Raw genomic sequence first — 16,298 nt, 5'->3', positions numbered from 1 at the left:
CTGGGCTCCCGTATTCCCTCATTTATCTGACTCAGGTGAGGGGGGACAACAATCCACTTTCCTGTGCGCTCCGTAAGCTCCCTTTTCCTGAGATCCCCTGGAGTGGCGACCCGCAGGGCCGCCATTGCTGAACGCTGCACCGGCCATCTGGCGGCCCAAAAAACAGGCCCCCCCGGACAGGGAAAGTGCTCAAATTACCGTTTCCATTTGTCATCGCAGGGATCAATGCCGTTATTCCTGGCCACTGCCCTCCATCCCTTGCTGCATCGGAGCGTCACCCTTAATTCGCGACACGTTCTGCTTATGACCGCTTATTGCTTTTTGCTGATTTCTTATGCCATTACGCCAGCATATTTCGCTGGCTGAACGTGATAACGCACGGGGAATCGTTCAGATATTCAACGTTTGCCGATAACTTTAAGGTGTTTTTTAGCGGTGATAATCACTGCCATTAGGTGTCATAGCCAGATAATCACGCGGTATTGCGCGCTTTATCACCTTTTTTAATTTTGGCTTAGCGTGAAATTACTGTTTTTTATCGTTGCTTGCACTTACTCACACTCTGTGTAAATACCCCCATCTTGTATTGACGTTCATTGCAACTGTTGACAAATTGATGCGTCAATAAGATGTAGAGACGGCACTGCCTGGCAGGTTCCACGGCGTCAGCGCAACAACAATAACCGCTCACATTTTGATCACAACCAGATTGACCTGCCCGAACCGCATAAAAAAATCAGAGGTCGGGCGACGCACACAACATCACATCACAATGGAGCAAAACATGATCAACTCCCTGGCTAAATCCAGGATGCTGAAGGTCGGCCTTAGCCTGATTGCTATGACCGTTGCTGCCGGTGTCCAGGCGAAAACCCTCGTTTACTGCTCAGAAGGTTCGCCGGAAGGCTTTAACCCGCAGCTCTTCACCTCTGGTACGACCTACGATGCCAGCTCAGTGCCGATCTACAACCGCCTGGTGGAGTTCAAAACCGGCACCACTGAACTGCAGCCGGGTCTGGCAGAAAAATGGGACATCAGCGAAGACGGAAAAACCTACACTTTCCATCTGCGTAAAGGCGTGAAGTGGCAAACCACCAAAGACTTTAAGCCAACCCGCGAATTCAACGCTGATGACGTCGTGTTCTCCTTCGAGCGTCAGCTCGATAAAAACAACAAGTTCCACGGTGTTTCAGGCGGCAGCTACGAATACTTCGAAGGCATGGATATGCCGAAGCTGATCGGCAAAATCGAAAAGGTTGACGATCACACCGTACGCTTCACGCTGACCCGTTCGGAAGCGCCATTCCTGGCCGACCTCGGTATGGACTTCGCGTCTATTCTGTCGAAAGAGTACGCTGACAACATGCTGAAAGCGGGCACGCCGGAAAAAATGGACCTCAACCCGGTTGGCACCGGTCCGTTCGTACTGCAGCAGTACCAGAAAGATTCACGCATTCTGTACAAAGCTAACCCGGACTTCTGGGGCACCAAGCCGAAAATCGATCGCCTGGTCTTCTCCATCACCCCGGACGCCTCTGTGCGTTACGCCAAACTGCAGAAAGGCGAATGCCAGGTGATGCCGTACCCGAACCCGGCTGACATCGCCAGCATGAAGAAAGATGACAAAATTAACCTGATGGAGCAGCCTGGTCTGAACGTCGGTTACCTGTCATTCAACACCGAGAAAAAACCGCTGGATAACGTCAAAGTGCGTCAGGCACTGACCATGGCGGTAAATAAGCAAGCCATCATTGATGCCGTCTATCAGGGCGCTGGCCAGGCCGCGAAAAACCTGATTCCACCAACGATGTGGAGCTATAACGATGACATCAAAGATTACGCCTACGATCCGGAGAAAGCCAAAGCGCTGCTGAAAGAAGCCGGTATGCCGGATGGCTTCACCATCGATCTGTGGGCAATGCCGGTACAGCGTCCGTACAACCCGAACGCCCGCCGCATGGCGGAGATGGTTCAGGCTGACTGGGCAAAAATCGGCGTCAAAGCCAAAATTGTTACCTACGAATGGGGCGAGTACCTGAAGCGCGCCAAAGCCGGTGAACACCAGACCGTTATGATGGGCTGGACCGGTGACAACGGGGATCCGGATAATTTCTTCGCCACCCTGTTCAGCTGCGCGGCAGCGAAAGACGGTTCCAACTACTCACGCTGGTGCTACAAGCCGTTTGAAGATCTGATCCAGCCAGCACGTGCTGAATCCGATCATAACAAACGTATTGAGCTCTATAAGCAGGCGCAGGTCGTGATGCATGACCAGGCGCCGGCACTGATCATCGCGCACTCTACCGTGTACGAGCCAGTGAGCAAGAAAGTGAGTGGCTACGTGGTTGACCCATTAGGTAAACATCACTTCGAAAACGTCGATATCCAGGAATAACCTTTCGGACTATCGCGGTCAGGGCCGGCAGTGCTGGCCCTCGGGCGGCGGCTTCGCTGCCCGGTCTCCGCACTTTATTTCCGGCTAATTTCTTACATACCCTCACTCATTCACGTGCCCTTAAAGGGCCTGCTGTTGGTGCGGCAAGGCGGCCGGTTCGTCAGCTCTCAGACGCTTACTGAAGTTAAGTAACCGGGCTAAACGAACCACGCTAACGCAGAGGCAGCGTGAAGGCTGACGGGTAAATTGAAGCGCTTCTTGCGTCGCGATCGGCTATGCCGGCTGCGTGTTGTGAGCAATGTAGTCCCTGGCGTTAGCGCCACGGGAGAAGACTGAGAACCCGGCTTATGCTGCAATTCATACTCCGACGTCTGGGCCTTGTCATCCCAACGTTCATCGGTATTACGTTATTGACCTTTGCGTTTGTTCACCTGATTCCCGGCGATCCGGTATTGATCATGGCGGGCGAGCGCGGCATTTCACCCGAGCGTCACGCACAGCTGATGGCGCAGTTTGGCCTCGATCAGCCTATGTGGAAACAGTACGTTACCTACATCAACGGTGTACTGCACGGCGACCTCGGTATCTCACTGAAGAGCCGCATCCCGGTCTGGGATGAATTTGTACCGCGCTTCAAAGCGACGCTGGAGCTCGGCATCTGCGCGATGATTTTTGCGATTGCCGTGGGGATTCCGGTCGGCGTGCTGGCCGCGGTTAAACGCGGTTCCATCTTTGATCACACCGCGGTGGGCATCTCCCTGACCGGCTACTCCATGCCGATCTTCTGGTGGGGCATCATGCTCATCATGCTGGTGTCGGTGCAGCTTAACCTCACACCGGTCTCCGGCCGCGTCAGCGACATCATCTTCCTTGACGACAGCCATCCGCTCACCGGCTTTATGCTAATTGATACGCTGCTGTGGGGCGAAGAGGGCGATTTCAAAGATGCCGTGATGCACATGATTCTGCCGGCAATCGTGCTGGGCACTATTCCGCTGGCGGTTATCGTGCGTATGACGCGCTCCTCTATGCTGGAGGTGCTGGGTGAAGATTATATCCGCACCGCGCGAGCCAAAGGCCTGACGCGTATGCGCGTGATCGTGGTGCATGCGCTGCGTAACGCCATGCTGCCGGTGGTCACGGTGATCGGCCTGCAGGTGGGTACGCTGCTGGCGGGCGCCATCCTCACAGAGACCATCTTCTCCTGGCCGGGACTCGGTCGCTGGCTGATTGAAGCGCTACAGCGCCGTGACTATCCGGTGGTGCAGGGCGGCGTACTGCTGGTGGCGATCCTGATCATTCTGGTCAACCTGCTGGTTGATCTGCTGTACGGCGTGGTTAACCCGCGCATCCGACATAAGAAATAAGGGGGAGTCATGTCTGCTGTTGATCCCGCAAGCGTAAGCGCTGCACCGAAGCCGATGACCCCATTACAGGAATTCTGGCACTACTTTAAACGCAACAAAGGCGCGGTTATCGGCCTGGTCTACATCCTGCTGATGCTGCTGATCGCCATCTTTGCCGACGTGCTGGCACCGCATGCGCCTGCTGAGCAGTTCCGCGATGCGCTGCTGCATCCGCCGGTCTGGCAGGAGGGCGGCAGCTGGAAGTTTATTCTTGGCACCGATGACGTGGGCCGCGATGTGCTGTCGCGCCTGATGTTCGGCGCGCGGCTGTCGCTGCTGGTGGGCTGCCTGGTGGTGGTACTGTCGCTGATTCTTGGCGTCATCTTTGGTCTGATGGCCGGCTACCTTGGCGGCGTGGTGGATGCCGTGATCATGCGTCTGGTCGATATCATGCTGGCGCTGCCCAGCCTGCTGCTGGCGCTGGTGCTGGTCGCCATCTTTGGTCCGTCGATCGTCAATGCATCGCTGGCTATCACCTTCGTGGCGCTGCCGCACTACATCCGCCTGACGCGCGCTGCGGTGCTGGTGGAAGTGAACCGCGACTATGTTACCGCCTCAAACGTGGCGGGCGCCGGTACGCTGCGTCAGATGTTTGTCAATATTCTGCCTAACTGCCTGGCACCGCTGATCGTGCAGGCGTCATTAGGTTTCTCCAACGCCATCCTCGATATGGCGGCGTTGGGCTTTCTCGGTATGGGGGCGCAGCCGCCGACGCCGGAGTGGGGCACCATGCTCTCCGACGTGTTGCAGTATGCGCAAAGTGCCTGGTGGGTCGTGACCTTCCCCGGACTGGTCATCCTGCTGACGGTTCTGGCATTCAACCTCATGGGCGATGGTTTGCGTGATGCACTCGACCCGAAACTCAAGCAGTAAAGAGGCACCGAGATGGCGTTATTAAATGTAGAAAAACTGTCGGTGCATTTCGGCGACGAAAAGGCACCGTTCCGTGCGGTTGACCGCATCAGCTATCAGGTTGAACAGGGCCAGGTAGTGGGGATTGTAGGTGAGTCCGGATCCGGTAAATCGGTCAGCTCGCTGGCGATCATGGGGCTGATTGACTATCCCGGCCGCGTTAAAGCCGACAAGCTGGAGTTTAACCAGCGCGACCTGCAGCGCATCTCCGAAAAAGAGCGCCGCCAGCTGGTGGGCGCTGAAGTGGCGATGATCTTCCAGGACCCGATGACCAGCCTCAACCCGTGCTATACCGTCGGCTTCCAGATTATGGAAGCGCTGAAGGTGCATCAGGGCGGCAACAAGCGCACCCGTCGCCAGCGGGCTATCGATCTGCTGGAGCAGGTCGGCATTCCCGATCCGGCGTCACGCCTGGATGTCTATCCGCATCAGCTCTCTGGTGGTATGAGCCAGCGCGTCATGATTGCGATGGCGATTGCCTGCAAGCCCAAGCTGCTGATTGCGGATGAACCTACCACGGCACTCGACGTCACCATTCAGGCGCAGATCATTGAGCTGCTGCTGGAGCTGCAAAAGCAGGAGAACATGGCGCTGATCCTGATCACACACGATCTGGCGCTGGTGGCCGAAGCGGCGCAGCACATCATCGTGATGTACGCCGGACAGGTGGTTGAGAGCGGTAAAGCGGTGGATATCTTCAAAGCGCCGCGCCATCCGTATACGCAGGCCCTGCTGCGCGCGCTGCCGGAGTTTGCGGCGGATAAAGCGCGCCTGGCTTCGCTGCCAGGGGTCGTGCCCGGCAAATACGATCGCCCTAACGGCTGCCTGCTTAATCCGCGCTGTCCGTATGTGACCGATCGCTGCCGTACTGAAGAACCTGAACTGCGCGACATTCCGGGGCGCCAGTCCAAATGCCATTTCCCACTGGATGATGCCGGGAGACCGACTTATGAGTCTTGATAACACGAAGCATGATTACCTGCTGCAGGCGATTGACCTGAAAAAACACTACCCGGTGAAGAAAGGCCTGTTCGGTCAGGAGCGTCTGGTCAAGGCGCTGGATGGCGTCTCCTTTAACCTGGAACGCGGTAAGACGCTGGCGGTAGTAGGTGAATCCGGCTGTGGTAAATCCACGCTCGGGCGTCTGCTGACAATGATTGAAACGCCAACCGAAGGTCAGCTTTACTGGCATGGACAGGATCTGCTGAAGCACGATCCGCAGGCGCAGAAACTGCGCCGCCAGAAAATTCAGATCGTGTTCCAGAACCCCTACGGCTCACTGAATCCGCGTAAGAAAATCAGCCAGATTCTTGAAGAGCCGTTAGTGATCAACACCAGCTTAAGCAAAGCGGAGCGCCGCGAGAAGACGCTGGAGATGATGGCGAAGGTGGGCCTGAAAACCGAGCATTACGACCGCTATCCGCATATGTTCTCTGGCGGTCAGCGCCAGCGTATTGCTATCGCGCGTGGCCTGATGCTGGATCCGGACGTATTAATTGCCGATGAGCCGGTCTCGGCGCTCGACGTTTCAGTGCGTGCTCAGGTGCTCAACCTGATGATGGATTTGCAGCAGGATCTGGGCTTGTCCTATGTGTTCATTTCGCATGATTTGTCGGTGGTGGAGCACATCGCGGATGAAGTGATGGTGATGTACCTTGGACGCTGCGTAGAGAAGGGCAGCAAAGAGGCGATCTTCAGCAATCCACGCCATCCGTACACTCAGGCGCTGTTGTCCGCGACGCCACGCCTCAATCCGGATGAGCGCCGGGAGCGTATCAAGCTGACCGGTGAACTGCCGAGTCCGCTTAATCCACCGCCGGGTTGTGCGTTTAACGCCCGCTGCCGTCGGCGTTTTGGCACCTGCGTGCAGCTGCAGCCGTCGCTCAAACAGTATGGCGATCAGCAAATCGCCTGCTTTGCCGTCGATCAGGATGAAAATCAACCGGTAGAAATACCCTGAATGACCACCAGCGATAACTAAAGGCTCCTGCGGGAGCCTCTTTTTTGACAGCAAAAATAGTTCAGCAAAATTAACCTGCCTGGCATTTACGCTTGTAAGACGCTGAAAAGTATTACACCGCCGAATCTGTAAATAATTGGTCCTGAATAAGATATAAAGCGTTAAGACAAATTCTGAATTACTGCCGTGCTGTGTGAGCAGTGTCACGCACCGTTAAAATCCAGTTTCACCCTTTAATTATGCTATTTTTCAAAAAGTTAGACTAATAGTGGTGCCGTGATTATTTTAGTTAACCGCAATTAATTAATACCGCATAATTAATATTTGCATGTTTCTTGCATTACCACTTTTTCAATCTTGTAGATTAAACACTTTTATTGAATATGCGCTTTTAATAATCAGAATTTTCTCACTGTCTTATAATGTGTGTGTTATATTCGCGGAAAAATTCCCCCCGTTTTAACAGGCTCTGATCATGAAGAATTACGACGATCTGCAGCGTTTTAAAGAGAAAACGCAGACGCTTGATATCGCTTTCAAAGATATGTCTGGTCAAGCGCAGGACGCCGATCACAGCCAGTGGGCGATTATTCGTCAGCTGGCCGCCGATGATGAGCCGGAATTAGGCAGCGGTCAGCGCGTTGATCTGCCGCAGCCGCAGCCGATTCGGGGGGATGAGTTTACCGCCCCTGACGGGCCGACGCTTGCCGCACCGCCCGTCAGCGCACCCGGCGCTGAGCCAGCGCCGCTCAGCACATCGCTGTTCCCGCCTGCGCCGCCCGTCAGAGCCGCGGCATCAGTAATGCCACTGGCGCCCAAGGCCACGCACGTTGAGCGCCAGGCGACCAACTCGCTGTTTCCGCCCGCACCGCCAAAACCGGCCTTAGTGAGCCCGCCTGCGGCGGTTTCAGCACCTGCACCGGCTGAACCGGTGTCCGCGCCTGTATTAACTGCGCCAGCCTCAAAGCTGGCACCATCGCCATCGCCATCGCGCTTCGGTGCGCTGTTCCGCTCGCGTCCGGCGGAGCCGGCAATGCTGAGTAAAGAGACACCTTTAAAACCGTTACTGGAGAAGATTGCGCTATGCCGTTAGTTTGTGTGTGCTCGCCAAAAGGGGGAGTAGGGAAAACCACCATGGCGGCCAACCTGGCATGGAGTCTGGCCCGCGCCGGCAGTAAGGTGCTGGCAATCGATTTCGATGTACAAAATGCACTGCGTCTCCACTTTGGCGTTCCATTACACGATGGCCGTGGGTTTGTTGCGCGCTCTGCGGAGCAGGCCGACTGGAGTCAGTCCATTCTGACCACGGGTGGTAATATCTTTGTGATGCCGTACGGCGAAGTCACCGAAGAGCAGCGTGAGCGCTTTGAAGAGAACCTGGCCAAAGATCCGCATTTTTTGCCGCGCGGCCTGGATACCGTGCTGAACTATCCCGGACTGGTGATTATTGCCGATTTCCCGCCCGGGCCAGGCCCGGCGCTTAAAGCGATGCAGGCGCTTGCCGATATGCATTTAGTGGTGATGCTGGCGGATACCGCCTCCGTGTCACTGCTGCCGCAAATTGAGAACGATCGTTTGATTGGTAAGCCGCTTAATAATAAGCGGGGTCACTATTTTGTCCTTAATCAAAGTGACAACCGCCGTAATATTAGTCGTGAAGTCACTGCGTTTATGCAACAGCGCATGGGCGATAATTTACTGGGTGTTATTCACCGTGATGAAAGCGTTGCCGAAGCTAATGCTTCTCAACAATCGGTATATGATTTCAGCCCCGCTTCTGCGGCGGCCTTTGATATTGAACTGGTGGCAAAACGCGTGGCAAATATCCTGAGTATTCAGGTCGGTAACGGCGAAGTTCAGGCCCCCATCCGCAGTCAGTATTAACCGCCCGCCAGGCCAGCGCCTGGCACCCATAATAACAACACAGCTTCTTCAGGGTGAATCATGAGTAAACTCGGGTTTTACCTGCTGCTGCTGGTGCTTGCGCCAGTCGCTGCGGTAATCGTCATCACGCCCATGGACAGCCAGAAACAGTATATTTTTGGTTTAATCAGCATCGGAATGGTGTTTTTACTGGGCTTCAGCAAAAGCCGAAAAATAACCCTCGTGATGGTTATTCTCTCCGCGCTGATGTCGACCCGATATATCTGGTGGCGCACCACGGAGACGCTGCACTTTAATTCTGAAATTGAAGCGATTCTTGGTATCGGCTTATATCTGGCCGAGCTGTATGTCTGGCTGATCTTAATTCTTGGCTTCCTGCAAACCACCTGGCCATTAAAGCGTACGATTGAACCGCTGCCGGACGATACCCGCCTGTGGCCGACGGTGGACGTTTACGTGCCCAGCTATAACGAAAGCCTCGACGTCGTGCGCGATACCGTGCTGGCCGCGCAGTGCATCGATTACCCGCGCGACAAGATCAAGGTGTATCTGCTGGATGATGGCAAACGCAGCGAATTCGCGATGTTCGCCGCGGATGTGGGCGTGGGTTATATCACCCGTGACGATAACCGCCACGCCAAAGCCGGTAACCTTAACCACGCGATGAAAATCACTAAAGGTGAGCTGATCTGCGTGTTCGACTGTGATCACGTGGCGACGCGCACCTTCCTGCAGGCGACGGTGGGCGCGTTCCTGAACGATCCTAAACTGGCGCTGTTACAGACGCCGCACTACTTCTACTCGCCCGATCCCTTCGAGCGTAACCTGCGTGCCGCGCGCAGTATCCCGAACGAAGGTTCGCTGTTCTATGGTCCGGTACAGCAGGGTAATGACAACTGGAACGCCACCTTCTTCTGCGGCTCCTGTGCGGTGATTCGCCGCAGCGCGCTGGAAGAGATCGGTGGCTTTGCGGTGGAGACCGTAACGGAAGATGCGCACACCGCGCTGAAAATGCAGCGCCGCGGCTGGGGTTCCGCCTTCCTGGCCATTCCGCTGGCGGCCGGGCTGGCAACGGAACGCCTTGGCCTGCACGTGATTCAGCGTACCCGCTGGGCGCGCGGCATGACGCAGATCTTCCGCGTGGATAATCCGCTGCTGGGCCGTGGCCTGAAGTGGCAGCAGCGCCTGTGCTACCTCAATGCCATGCTGCACTTCCAGTTTGGTCTGCCGCGCGTGGCATTTCTCACCGCGCCGCTGGCGTACCTGCTGTTCAATCTGAATATCATTCACTCATCGGCGTCGCTGATCTTCGCCTATGTGCTGCCGCATCTGGTGATGTCGCTGTACGTCAACTCCCGCATGAACGGTAAATTCCGCTACACCTTCTGGGGCGAAATTTATGAAACCGTCATGTGCTTCCATCTGGTGATCCCTACGCTGCTCACGCTGCTGTCGCCGAAGCATGGCAAATTTAACGTGACCGACAAAGGCGGCCTGCTCGATCAGGGCTTCTTTGACTTCCACATCGTGCGTCCGCACGTGATTGTGGCGGCGCTGCTGTCGATTGGCATCGTGGCGGGCGTGGTACGGGCAGTCGCACATGACTACTTCGGCGTTGATCCCTATGTTATCGCCCTCAACGTGGGCTGGGCCGTGTTCAGCCTGATTATCCTGATGGCGGCAATTGCCGTGGCGCGTGAAACCAAACAGGTACGCAAAACCATCCGTATTGATGTGCAGATTCCGGCAGTGATTCACTATGCCAGCGGTATCTCTTCGCGCACGCAAACAAGCGATCTCTCGATGGGCGGCGCGCAGCTGGATGCGCCGGATAACCGCCATGAGCAGGATGAGATTGAAGAGATCGATCTGCTGCTGAAATCCGGTGCGATCACCATTCCGGTAAGCAAAATCTCCGGCGACGAGGAGACTATTCGTCTGCGCTTTGGCGATATGCCGCTGGCGCGTCGCCGTGAGCTGGTGCGTGTGGTGCTGGCGCGCGCCGATGCGTGGATTCAGCCGGAGTATAAGCAGGACAATCCGCTGGTATCGCTGGGTACCATTATCCGTACCGTGTTTGAGCTGTTCTGGCTGACCTGGCGAGATCGCCGTGAGAAGCGTAAGCGTGACAATCAGCCGGCCGTCAATGAGGACAGCGCAGCATGAAGACGTTGACGCAAACGCTGCTGGCAAGCTCGCTGGCGACCGCACTACTGCTGGCGCCTGCCTGGGCCGAAACCCCGGCCGTCACGCAGGACAGCGCTGCGCTGTCTGATGTTCCGCCACCGCAGGGCCTGGATACCCACGCCGATCCGCAGCTGCAACAGGCAGCTGGCGCAACGCCTTACGCCCCAGCCGGCGCCGAACCGGCCCCGGAGAACGCAGCCCCTGTGGAAGCTGCACCGATGCAGGAAGAGGCAGCGCCGGCGGTACCACCAATGGTGCTGCCGGAGGTCGCGCCCGCGCCGGTTGCGGAGACCGCGGGCGTCGCGCTGAATCAGCCGGTCAGCAGCACCATTTCCGTGGCGCAAATGGGCCAGAAGCAGGGCATTACCCTCACTGGCGGTCAGTTGCAATCCGGTATCGTGTTCACGCTGCCGGGTGATGAAGTGATCACCAATGCACGCCTTAACCTGTCGCTGCGCGTATCGACTGCCCTGGCCGCACGCAACACCTCGCTGCAACTGATGCTCAACGGACAGCCGCTCGGCACGCTGCCGCTGGGAGCAACCGACAGTGATGTCAGCGACTATCAGCTGGATATTCCCGCGGCGATGGTGGTCTCCGCCAACAATCTCAGTTTTAAAATTAACGATGCCGACAAGCTGCTGTGTGAAAAAGAGAGCGCGGAGCAGTATCAGGTCACGATTCTGCCCAAAACCACGCTAAGCCTTGAGGGGCAGCAGCTGAATATCGGCACCAGCCTGCGCAACTTCCCGCGTCCCTTTATTGATGCCCAGCGCATGTCGCCGGCCAGCGTTACCTTTGGCTTTGCTGCAAATGTGGCACCGGATAGCGTCAGCGCCGCCGCGCTGGTGGCGTCCTGGCTGGGGATCCAGCTGGATTACCGGGGCATCCGTTTCCCGGTGGTGCGCGATGAGCTGCCCGAGCACAACGGCATCCTGATTGGTCATCCGGGCGACAAAATCGGCACCGTAACCCTGCCCGCCAGCGAGGGCGCACTGCTGCAGGTGATCGATAACCCGAACAATCCGGTTTACAAGCTGCTGCTGGTGGTGGGTAACGACGATACCCAGCTGCGCCAGGCGGCGAACCGCCTCACCACGCAGCCGCTGGCGACAGACGACAGTCGCCTGCAGGTGCAGCCGCAGCCTCTTGGCGTGCGTAAACCTTACGATGCGCCGCGCTGGATTAACACCAACCGTCCGGTGCGCCTGAGCGAGCTGCTGCGTAAAGATCAGAGCCTGACCACCACCGGTATCTGGCACGATGCGCTACGCGTCAACTTCCGTGCTGCGCCCGATCTGTTCCTGTGGGATGGCGACACCATTCCGGTCAATCTGCACTATCGCTTTCCGTCGGAAAGCTGGATTGATGAGAACAACTCGCTCCTTAACGTCACGCTTAACGGCATCTTCCTGCGCAACCTGACAGTGAACAAAGTCGGACTGCTGGAGAGTGCCTGGCACCGGCTGGGCGGCGATGCGCGTCAGGAGCAGTACACGCTGAAGCTGGAGCCGTACCTGATTTATGGCGACAATCAGCTGGCGCTCTACTTCAACATCAAACCCAAAGCGGACGCGCCCTGCGGCGTGCTGCTGAACAACAATATCAAGAGCCGCATTGAAGAGGATTCGTGGATCGATCTGAGCCACACGCGTCACTTCACCATGCTGCCAAACCTGTCGTACTTCGTTGGCGCATCGTTCCCGTTCTCACGGCTGGCGGATTTCTCGCAGACCACGCTGCTGTTGCCGGAGCAACCGGGCAATGCGGAAATTGCCACGCTGCTGGACATGGCCGCCCGCGCAGGCACCGCCACCGGTGTCCCGCTGGTGCAAAATCAGGTGCTGTTTGGCTTGCCGAACGGCGGCACTAATCTGGCACGTCTGCAGCAGAGTGATTTGCTGGCGGTGAGTACCATGCAGAGCACTGCGTTTACACAGCAGATGCTGGCCAATACCGCCTATGAAACCAGCGGCAATACGCTGGGCGTTAAAGAGCCAGGCACCTGGGATAAGCTGCGCGGCTGGCTGACCGGCGACTGGTACCGCCAGCCACTGGATGCCGATCGCTACTTCTCCTCTAACGAAGCGTGGCGCGGGTTTGTCAGCTATCGCTCGCCGTGGAACCCGGATCGCCTGGTGGTGATGACGGTTGCGACCAGCGATCAGCAGCTGCTGCGTCTGCACGATGACCTGAATTCGGCACGCATTAATGCCGGCATCCGCGGCGATACCGCCATCATCACCGATGAAAACGGTATCCGTAGCTTCCGCGTTGGCCCGCAGTTCCCGAGCGGCGAAATGCCGTGGTACATGATGGTGGTGTGGTATGCCAACCAGCACTCGGTGCTGATGGCGCTGGCTGCGCTGCTGCTTTCGGCGCTGGTGGGCGGCGCGACATGGGTAATGCTGAAGCGCCATGCGTGGCGGCGCCTCAACCCCAAAGCTGATAGCAAGTCCGGCAGGAAGTAAGGATAACAACAATGAAAAAACATCTGTTAAGTGCCGGCATCCGTCATGCCCTGATTCTGGGTGGGGCGCTGACGCTCTCGCCGCCGCTGCTGGCGGCGGAGAGTGCCAATCCTGCGCTGCAGGCGCTGTTTGATCAGGCGGCTTACTGGCACCAGAAAGCGCATGACGATTTGGCGAAAGCCTCGCTGCAGAAAGTGCTGATGGTTGAGCCGAACAATACGCAGGCGCTCTATCTGCTGGCGCTCTATGCGCAGCAGAGCGGGAGCACGGCGGAAGCGACGCAGTGGCGCGCACGGCTGAGTGCGGTATCGCCAAACGATCCCCACCTGAGCGAGCTGGATAACGCGCGTCAGCTGCAAAGTATCCCCCAGGCGCAGCTGTCGCTGGCGCGGCAGCAGGCGCGCAGCGGCAACATTGCTGCGGCGCTGCAAACCTGGCGCAATACCTTTAGCGGTAACGCGCCGCCGCCGAGCGTGGCCGCAGAGTACTATCTGACGATGGCCGGCGACCGTACGCTGCTGCCGCAGGCGGTCGAGGCGCTGCGCCAGTTTGCCGCCGATCACCCGCAGGATACCGGCGCAAAGCTGGCGCTGGGCAAAGCGCTGACGTATCAGGAAGCGACGCGCCGCCAGGGGATTGATCTGCTGGCAGGCATGGCGGATGGCAATAAAGAGGCGGACCGTTCGCTGCGCCAGGCGCTGCTGTGGCTGGCTCCGCAGGCGTCCGATGCCTCGCTGTATCAGACCTGGCAGCAGCGCCATCCGCAGGATAACGCGGTGCTGGATTACTACCGGAAAAATGTCGGTGGCGCGGAGAAGGGTGCAGGCTTCACCGCGCTGAACAGCGGTGATGTGAGTAACGCGCAGAGTAATTTTGAGAAAGTGCTGCAGGCTAACCCGCAGGATGCCGATGCGCTGGCGGGCATGGGCTATGTGGCGCAGCGCGCGGGTCGCTATGGCGAAGCGGCAGACTACCTGACGCGCGCCGCGCAGCAGGGCGGCGAACAGAGCGAAACGCGGCAGAGGCAGGCAACAGATGCACGCTTCTACGCGCAGCTGGCGACGGCGCAGCAGGCACTGAAGAGCGGTGACAGCGCCCAGGCCCTGGCGTTAAGCGAGCCGCTGGCACAGGCGGAAGGGGAGAAAGGCGTGGCGGCGAAGCTGTTCCGCGCCGATGTGCAGCGCCGCAGCAATCAGCTGGATCAGGCTGAACAGACCTATCGCGCGATCCTGCAAACGGATGCCGATAACCGCAGTGCCAAAGAGGGGCTGTTCTATGTCCTGCGTCAGCAGAATCGCGGCGCAGAGGCGAATACGCTGCTGGCCTCGCTGCCGGACAGCGTGCGTCAGAGCGTGGCACCGCGCGGCAACAGCAGCGATCCGATTCGTGCCCAGGCCAAACGCGAACTGGCCGCAGGCAACAGCAGCGCGGCAATTGCCACGCTCAGCAGCGGCATTCAGCGCTATCCCGGCGACGGCTGGCTGCGTCTCGATCTGGCCCGGCTTTACCGCGCGCAGGGCAATAACCTGATGGCGGCTAACATCATGCAGCCAGCGATGCGCAGCGGCGCCAGCACCAGCGAACTCTATGCCGCCGCGCTGAATGCCAGCGAAAGCGGTGCCTGGCAGCAGGCCAGCCAGCTGCTGACGCGTATTCCCGGCGGCAGCAAAAACAGCGATATGCGGACGCTGGCGCAGCGGGTGAACTTCAACCTGCAGATGGCGACCGCCGATCAATACCTGGCGCAAGGGAACAGCGCCGCCGCTGCTAACACGCTGCGTGCGCTGACGGCTGCGCTGCCCGCCAACCCGGTTGATGCCGGCAATCTGGCGCAGAAGTTGGCCAAAGCAGGCGATCTCACGACGGCGGTATCTATCGTGCGCGGCAATATGCAGCGCGGCGTTCAGGGTAACGCCGGCGATTATGCCGCTCAGGTGGCGGTACTGAATCAGGCCGGGCTGAGTACCGAAGCGCAGAGCTTCCTCAGCAGTCCGGAACTGCAGGCGCGCAGCACGCCCACACAGCTGGCGGGCATCCGTAATGGATACGTGATCAATGAGGTCGATCGCCTGCGCGAGCAGAAACAGTACGCCGCCGCTTACGACAAGCTAATAGGCGCCTTGCAGCACGACCCGCAGAACCGCGACCTGATGTTTGCCATGGCGCGGCTCTATCAGTCCGGCAAGATGAATAAAGAAGCGGGCGTGGTCTACGACTACCTGATGACGCAGGATACGCCAACCCAGGATGCGCGTACCGGCGCGATCAACGTGGCGCTGGCCAATAACGATGTGAGTAAAGCCAATACGCTGACGCGCGGCCTGAATAGCGAACAGTCGCCGGATCGCCTGCTGCTGCTGGCGCGTGTGGCAGAAGCCAACGGTGAGCATGCACAGGCGATGCGCTATCTGCGCAGCGCACGCGGCCAGCTGATTGGTCTGCAGGGCGCCGAAACCGGCAGCGCTCCCACCGTCGGTGGCCTGGCGCTGGCGGATAATCCGTTTATCAACCGCAGCACTTCGCCGGTGTCCGGTTCGCCGTCCAGCTATGGCGCGGTGATGCCGTGGCAAAACGCACCCGATGCCAGCAGCAGTGCCGCAGGCGTGACGCTGGCAGGTAACACGCCGGCGGTGCAGCAGAGCAAGACGCTGCGTCAGATTGACGACATGATGGATAACCTGCAGGAAAAAACCGGCACCTGGGTGCAGGGGCAGATGCAGATACGCGGACGCGATGGCGAATCGGGCCTGAGCAAGCTGACCGAAGCCAAAGCGCCGCTGACCTTCTCTACGGTGCCGTTTGGCGAGTCGCGGTTCGACTTTACCATGACGCCGGTTTCACTCACGGCGGGCAGCGCGGGTGGCGATGCGTGGCGTCGCTTTGGCACCAATGCGCTGGTACAGGGCAATGTGGTGGCCGCCGGCGCAGCAAAAATCGACGACACGCCCTCTTCCACCACGGATTCGCAATCGGCGACCGGCGTAGAGCTGAATATGGCGCTGAAGGGCGACAGTTATAAGATCGACCTCGGCAGCACGCCGCTGGGTCAGGATCTCAGTACGCTGGTGGGTGGTGTGCAGTGG

The 16,298-nt window shown here is 58.2% G+C and carries 10 protein-coding genes; all 10 read left to right on the top strand.

All coding sequences use genetic code 11. The features are described 5' to 3' along the window. The first annotated feature begins 784 nt into the window (after window positions 1-784). Window positions 785-2,395 carry a dipeptide ABC transporter periplasmic-binding protein DppA gene (gene dppA, locus HA48_RS20190; RefSeq protein ID WP_128602910.1) on the top strand — a complete coding sequence of 537 codons (1,611 nt, stop codon included), beginning with the start codon at window positions 785-787 and terminating at the stop codon, window positions 2,393-2,395. Window positions 2,396-2,742: 347 nt separating this feature from the next. Further along, window positions 2,743-3,762 carry a dipeptide ABC transporter permease DppB gene (gene dppB, locus HA48_RS20185; protein WP_128602909.1) on the top strand — a complete coding sequence of 340 codons (1,020 nt, stop codon included), beginning with the start codon at window positions 2,743-2,745 and terminating at the stop codon, window positions 3,760-3,762. Window positions 3,763-3,771: 9 nt separating this feature from the next. Next, a complete protein-coding gene (dppC, locus tag HA48_RS20180) occupies window positions 3,772-4,674 on the top strand; it encodes a dipeptide ABC transporter permease DppC (RefSeq protein ID WP_128602908.1) in 903 nt (300 codons plus the stop codon). Between the two features lie 12 nt (window positions 4,675-4,686). Continuing rightward, on the top strand, window positions 4,687-5,673 hold the full coding sequence (gene dppD / locus HA48_RS20175) for a dipeptide ABC transporter ATP-binding protein (RefSeq protein WP_128602907.1): 987 nt from the start codon (window positions 4,687-4,689) through the stop codon (window positions 5,671-5,673). Continuing rightward, complete coding sequence (dppF, locus tag HA48_RS20170; RefSeq protein WP_128602906.1) at window positions 5,663-6,673, top strand: dipeptide ABC transporter ATP-binding subunit DppF; 1,011 nt, start codon at window positions 5,663-5,665, stop codon at window positions 6,671-6,673. Before dppD ends, dppF begins: the two co-directional genes overlap by 11 nt. 475 nt (window positions 6,674-7,148) lie before the next feature. Continuing rightward, complete coding sequence (gene bcsO, locus HA48_RS20165) at window positions 7,149-7,766, top strand: cellulose biosynthesis protein BcsO (protein WP_128602905.1); 618 nt, start codon at window positions 7,149-7,151, stop codon at window positions 7,764-7,766. Continuing rightward, window positions 7,757-8,557 (top strand): cellulose biosynthesis protein BcsQ, encoded by an 801-nt coding sequence (gene bcsQ, locus HA48_RS20160; protein WP_128602904.1) that lies wholly within the window; start codon window positions 7,757-7,759, stop codon window positions 8,555-8,557. Before bcsO ends, bcsQ begins: the two co-directional genes overlap by 10 nt. A 60-nt stretch (window positions 8,558-8,617) precedes the next feature. Next, window positions 8,618-10,723: a UDP-forming cellulose synthase catalytic subunit gene (bcsA, locus tag HA48_RS20155; protein WP_128602903.1), complete on the top strand. Its 2,106-nt coding sequence runs from the start codon at window positions 8,618-8,620 to the stop codon at window positions 10,721-10,723. Continuing rightward, window positions 10,720-13,215: a cellulose biosynthesis cyclic di-GMP-binding regulatory protein BcsB gene (bcsB, locus tag HA48_RS20150; RefSeq protein WP_128602902.1), complete on the top strand. Its 2,496-nt coding sequence runs from the start codon at window positions 10,720-10,722 to the stop codon at window positions 13,213-13,215. The genes bcsA and bcsB overlap by 4 nt, the downstream gene beginning before the upstream one ends. Window positions 13,216-13,226: 11 nt before the next feature. Further along, window positions 13,227-16,298 (top strand): tetratricopeptide repeat protein (locus tag HA48_RS20145; protein ID WP_128602901.1); only part of this gene is annotated, 3,072 nt, incomplete at its 3' end.

Origin of the sequence: Pantoea wallisii (assembly GCF_002095485.1) — a bacterium.
GTDB classification, from domain to species: Bacteria; Pseudomonadota; Gammaproteobacteria; order Enterobacterales; family Enterobacteriaceae; genus Pantoea; species Pantoea wallisii.
This window is presented reverse-complemented; position numbering and strand designations above follow the sequence as displayed.